At 72.3% G+C, this 5,503-nt stretch carries 5 protein-coding genes; all 5 read right to left on the reverse strand.

The window, feature by feature from the left end:
• Positions 1–36 precede the first annotated feature (36 nt).
• Entirely contained in the window at positions 37–1,083 is a 1,047-nt protein-coding gene (locus tag BIU95_RS09000) for an NAD(P)-dependent alcohol dehydrogenase (protein WP_017886442.1), read from the reverse strand.
• Positions 1,084–1,278: 195 nt separating this feature from the next.
• Positions 1,279–2,364, reverse strand: coding sequence for a glycerate kinase (locus BIU95_RS09005; protein ID WP_071251488.1), 1,086 nt, complete (start codon positions 2,362–2,364; stop codon positions 1,279–1,281).
• 298 nt (positions 2,365–2,662) lie between these two features.
• Positions 2,663–3,784, reverse strand: coding sequence for an FAD-dependent oxidoreductase (locus BIU95_RS09010; protein WP_071251489.1), 1,122 nt, complete (start codon positions 3,782–3,784; stop codon positions 2,663–2,665).
• A 46-nt stretch (positions 3,785–3,830) separates the two neighbouring features.
• Positions 3,831–4,820, reverse strand: a complete 990-nt coding sequence (locus BIU95_RS09015; RefSeq protein WP_071251490.1) for an ornithine cyclodeaminase family protein — start codon at positions 4,818–4,820, stop codon at positions 3,831–3,833.
• A partial coding sequence (locus BIU95_RS09020) for a hypothetical protein (RefSeq protein WP_071251491.1) occupies positions 4,817–5,503 on the reverse strand: 687 nt, incomplete at its 5' end. The genes BIU95_RS09015 and BIU95_RS09020, both read right to left, overlap by 4 nt.

Consider the following 5,503-nt stretch of genomic DNA (forward strand, 5'->3'; position numbering starts at 1 on the left):
CTGGTACCGGGCCTTCCGTCCATCATGTGGTGACGACTACGCCAGCGTGGCCGCGTCGATCACGAAGCGGTAGCGGACGTCCGAGGACAGGACGCGCTCGTAGGCCTCGTTGATCTGGTCGGCGCTGATGAGCTCGGTCTCCGGCAGGATCCCGTGCTCGGCGCAGAAGTCGAGCATCTCCTGGGTCTCCTGGATGCCGCCGATGGCGGAACCAGCCCAGCTGAGCCGACGCGGGATGAGCGCGAAGGCCGGCACCTCGAGCGGCTCGGACGGTGCACCGACGTTGACGAGGGTGCCGTCGACCTTGAGCAGGCCGAGGTAGGAACCCATCGGGATCTTCGCCGAGACGGTGTTGATGATGAGCTCGAAGGAGTTCGCGAGCTTCTCGAACGTCTCCGGGTCCTTCGTCGCGTAGTGGGCCTTCGCGCCGTAGCGGAGCGAGTCGGCTTCCTTCGAGGTGGTCTGCGACAGGACGGTGACCTCGGCGCCGAGCGCGACGGCGATCTTGACGGCCATGTGGCCGAGCCCGCCCATGCCGACGACGGCGACCTTCGTGCCGGGGCCGGCCTTCCAGTGGTGGAGCGGCGAGTAGGTGGTGATGCCGGCACAGAGCAGCGGCGCGACCTTCTCGATGTCGAGCGACTCGGGGACGCGGAGCACGAAGTCCTCGTTCACGACGACGGCCTGCGAGTAGCCGCCCTGGGTGATCGAGCCGTCGGCGGGGTCGACGCTGGCGTAGGTGCCGATGTTGCCCTTGAGGCAGTACTGTTCCTGGCCGGCGACGCAGTTCTCGCACTCGCCGCACGAGTTCACCATGCAGCCGACGCCGACGCGGTCGCCGACCTTGTGCTTGGTGACGTTCGCGCCGACCTCGGTGACGTGGCCGACGATCTCGTGGCCGACGACCTGCGGGTACTGGATGGGGCCCCACTCACCGCGGACGGTGTGGATGTCCGAGTGGCAGATGCCGGCGTAGGCGATGTCGATCGCGACGTCGTCCGGGCCGACGTCACGACGGGTGATGGTGGTCTTGACGAGCGGCTCGGTCGCTGACGGTGCCGCGTACGCGTTGACGGTGCGCAATGATCTCCTCGTGGGGGTGGTGCGTTGCGGGCCGGTTCCGGCCCGGAACCAGTCTGCGCGCCCCCGCGGCCGTGTGGGAGGTACAACCAGGACACCCCTGGTGCCGCCCGACGGGCGCGTCGCGGCGGCTGCGCGGCGCGGCGGTGCGCGGCGCAGCGGTGCGCCGGTGTGCGGTGCGCCCGGCGTTCTGCTCGCTCAGGCCAGCCGGGCCAGCCGCTGCCCGGCGATCGTCGCGAAGCGCAGGGGGTCGGCGAGGGCGTCGTCGGGTTCGCCGGTGGTCTGCGTCGCGAGCACGGTCAGCGACGCGGCGGCCACGTAGTCGTCGAGCGGGGCCTCGATCGCGCCGGCGACGAGCATCGAGCGGGCACCGGGAGCGTGCGCCGCGGTCAGGTCGCGGACCACCGAGGGAACCTTGCCGACGGCGCTCTGTCCGTCGAAGCGTCCCTCGCCGCTGATCACGACGTCGGCGGCGTTCACGTCGGTACCGTTCACGATGTCGTTGCCCCCGAGCAGTGCCGGCAGCCCGAGGACCTCGGCGACGGCCGCTGCCCCACCCGCGAGCGTGGCGCCCCACACCAGCAGGCCGAACCCCACCCCACCCGCGGCTCCGGCGCCCGGGGTGCTCGGGTCGACGTCGGGGAAGCGCGCGGCCCAGATGGCGAGCCGGTCGTCGAAGGACGCCACACGGTCGGGCGTGATGCCCTTCTGCGGGCCGAAGACGGCGGCGGCACCGGTCGGGCCGAGCAGCGGAGAGATGACGTCGGTGAGCACGGTGACCCCGAGCGGCGGGAGCAGCCGGAGACCGCCGGTGCCGGTGCCGCTCTGCTCTTCGTCGAGGCCGAGCGCCTCGAGCACCGGACGCCCGCCGTCGGTGGACGCGCTGCCGCCGATGCCGAGCACGAGCCCCGTCGCACCGGCGTCGAGCGCGGCGGCGATCGCCTCGCCGAACCCACGGCTCGTCGCCGTGTCCGGCATCGGTGCATCGAGCAGGGGCAGGCCGCTCGTCGCCGCGAGCTCCACCACGGCACGGCCGTCGGGCAGTCGCAGCCAGTGGGTGTCGACCGGGGCCCCGGCCGGCCCGGTCACGGTGACGGGGACCCGGACGGATCCGGGGACGGCGGACTCGAAGGCGTCGAGGGTGCCCTCGCCACCGTCGGCCATCGGGACGAGCACCACGTCGTCGTCAGGGCGTTCGGCCAGCCAACCGTCGCGGACCGCCGCAGCGATCGACGCCGCCGTCGCGGTGCCCTTGAACGAGTCCGGAGCCACGATGATGCGCACGGTTCCACCGTAGTGGCCGGTCGCGGGACGCCGGCGTGCGCGCGTGTGTGAGACGCCGGTGTGTGTGGTGTGTGCGTGTGTGAGACGCCGGCGTCTGTGCGTGTGTGAGACGCCGGTGTGTGCGCAGAACGCCTCGTTGTCCGCGAGACGCCTCCGTATTCGGCGGCGTCTCGAGGCCATGGCGGCGTCGAACGAACACGACGGCGTCCATCGACCGCGCCGGCGTGCGTCGAACGAACACGCCGGCGTGCGTCGAACGAACACGACGGCGTCTCGCGAACGACCGCGCCCCGATGCGTCAGGGCGCGGGCACCGGCTCCGGCAGGGCGAAGCGCGGGTGCGGTGCGCCGCCCGTCGCGAGGTCCGCGAGCATCTCGCCCAGCAACGGCGCGAACTTGAAGCCGTGCCCGGACAACCCCGTCGCCACGGTGAGCGGCCCCATGCGGTCGATGACGAAGTCCTCGTCGGGGGAGTTGTCGTACAGGCAGCTGATGAACGTCGGCTTCGTCGCGTCGACCCCCGGCACGTACCGCGCGACGTACGCCTGCAGCCGCTCGGCTTCGGCGGGTACGGGCGTGAAGTCGCGGTCGTCCGGGTCGACCACGGGCCCGGTGCCGTGGAACCCGACCTTGACGCCCTCGCCGGGCGTCAGCAGCCCGTAGACGTCGTCGCCGTCGGCCCAGTGCACGAAGCTCGGCCAGGCCTCGTCCGGCAGGTGGCTGGGGAAGTGGGCGGGCTGCTCCTGGGTGACGCGGATGGCCGGGAGGCCCGTCCCGCGTCCGGTAAGCAGCCCGCCGACGAGCGTGGGGGCCCACGACCCCACCGCGGCCACCACGGACGCGGTGCGGACCGCGGTGCCGTCGGACAGTGTCACGGTGACGTCGTCACCGTGGTCGTCGAGCCCGGTGACCCGGGTGTCGAAGCGCAGGTCGGCGAGGCCGGTCCGTTCGGCCAGGGTCAGGAAGGCCTCGACCGTCCGGGCGGAGCGGATCCGCCCCGCCGACGCATGGGTCAGCACGTGCCCCTCGAACGCGATGCCGGGCCAACGTGCTGCCGCCTGCTCCGGCGTCAGCGACTCGTGGGGGATGTCCGCGTCGGCCAGGGCGGCGGCGATCGCGTCGACGACCTCGGGCCGCCCGTGGTCGACCGCGCCCGTGCGGACGATGAGCTCCTCGCCGACGGCCTCCTCGAGCCCTTCCCACAGCGCCAGTGCGCGGGTGGTCAGCGCGACGTACTCCGGGTCGGCGTAGCCCTGCCGGAAGATCCGGGTCGCACCGTGCGAGGAACCGAGGTGGTGGCCGCGGGCGTGCTGCTCGACGAGCAGGACGCGCTCGCCGCGGGCCGTCAGGGCGTACGCGGTCGCAGCACCGACGACCCCGGCGCCGATGACGACGTGCGTCGCCGGTGCGGGGATGGTCATGTCGAGAGCGTAGTTGGGTGCGCCGACCCCGACACGACCGTCCCCGTCAGCGGCCCGAGGTCGGCACCGTGGTCCCGAGGCCTCGTTCGCGAGCGACTTCGAGCACCAGGGCGGCGACCGCCAGGTCCTGCGCACCGAGCCCGACCGAGTCGAACACCGTGACCTGGTCGTCGTCGACCCGGCCGGCAGCACGTCCGACGATGACCTCGCCGAGTTCGGCCGGGTGCAGGTCCTGCGGGACCGCGCCCTCGATGACGGCCTCGAGCAGGTCGCCCGACTTCGACCAGGCTGTGGCCCGGCTGTCGACGAACACCGTCCCACGCGCCATCGCGGGGCCGTCGAGCTCGCGGTGGGTGGGGCGCGGACGGGCGCCGACGGCGTTCACGTGCTGGCCCGCGTGCAGCCAACCGCCCTCCACGACCGGGCGTACCGACGGCGTGAGCGTGCACAGGACGTCGCACTCCTCGGCCACCTGGCGGGGACCACCCACCACGGTGCACCGTCGTGCGAGGTCGTCACCGACGGTCTCGAGGAACCGACCGGTCGTCGCCGCGGAACGCGACCAGAGGAGCACCCGTTCGAAGTACCGGACCTTCGCGAACGCAAGCAGGTGCTCGACGGCGAGGTTCCCGGCGCCAACGAACCCCAGCGTCGTGCTGTGCGATCGAGCGAGGTGCTGCGTGGCGACGACCGAGGCTGCCGCCGTCCGCGCGCGGGTGATGTCCTTGCCGTCGAGGACGCCCAGGCACTCGCCGGTCATCGCAGACGACACCAAGATGCTGGACCGCTGGGTCGGCAGACCGCGGGAGGCGTTGTGCGGGATGTCGGCCATGAGCTTCACCGCCACCAGACCCAGCCGGTCGGACCGCACCGCCATCGGCAGGAAGAGTGCATCGTCGGCACCCGTCAGGGCGACCGGGGCCGGCTGCTGCATCCGGCCTGCTCCGAGGTCGGCGTGGACGGCTTCGACGGCTTCGAGCACATCGACGTCCTCGAGCGCAGCAGCGACGTCGGACGCCCCGAGGACGAGCGTCACGAGACGGCGACGGCGCTCGGCGAACCGAGGAGTTCGTAGGACGACGGGACGTGCGTCGTGAGTCCGCCGTCGAACAGGATCCGCATCCACCGGTCGGACGCATCACGGTCCACGACGGCGGAGTCCCACACGCCGCCCGCCGCCATCTCGTCGGCGGCTCGTCGGAGCAGCGACTGGTCCTTGTCCGGCCAGCGGGCTGCGAGCACGGCGGTGATCTCGGCGTCGGCGTCGCCAGCGGTGATCCGCTGCATGGCCGCAGCGATGCCGTCCATGAACCGTGGCACGCGGTCACCGAGTTCCTCGATACGGTCGGTGCGGGTGTAGTAGACGCTGTTCGGCATCACCCCGCCGGCATCGAGGTGCCGGAAGACGATCGACCCGCCGCCAGCCGCCACGAGTTCCTCGGCGGACACGAGGTCGAGGATGATGGCGTCGCCGAGGCCGCCTCGGTAGAGCTCCACGAGCATGGCGGTCGACAGGTCGCGGACGAAGCGGGTCGCTGCGACGTCGAGACCGGCTTCGCGGACGAGCCCCGCCGTGAACTCGTAGGGCGCGCTGCCGCCCGCACCCGGCGCGAGCACGACCTTCCCCGCGAGCCAGTCCAGGGTGATCGGGGCGGTCTCGTTCCGCGCCACGATGGTCATCGGGAAGGCGTGGTTCAGCTGGCCGACGACGGACAGTGC

Origin of the sequence: Curtobacterium sp. MCBA15_007, from assembly GCF_001864905.1 — a bacterium.
GTDB classification, from domain to species: Bacteria; Actinomycetota; Actinomycetes; order Actinomycetales; family Microbacteriaceae; genus Curtobacterium; species Curtobacterium poinsettiae.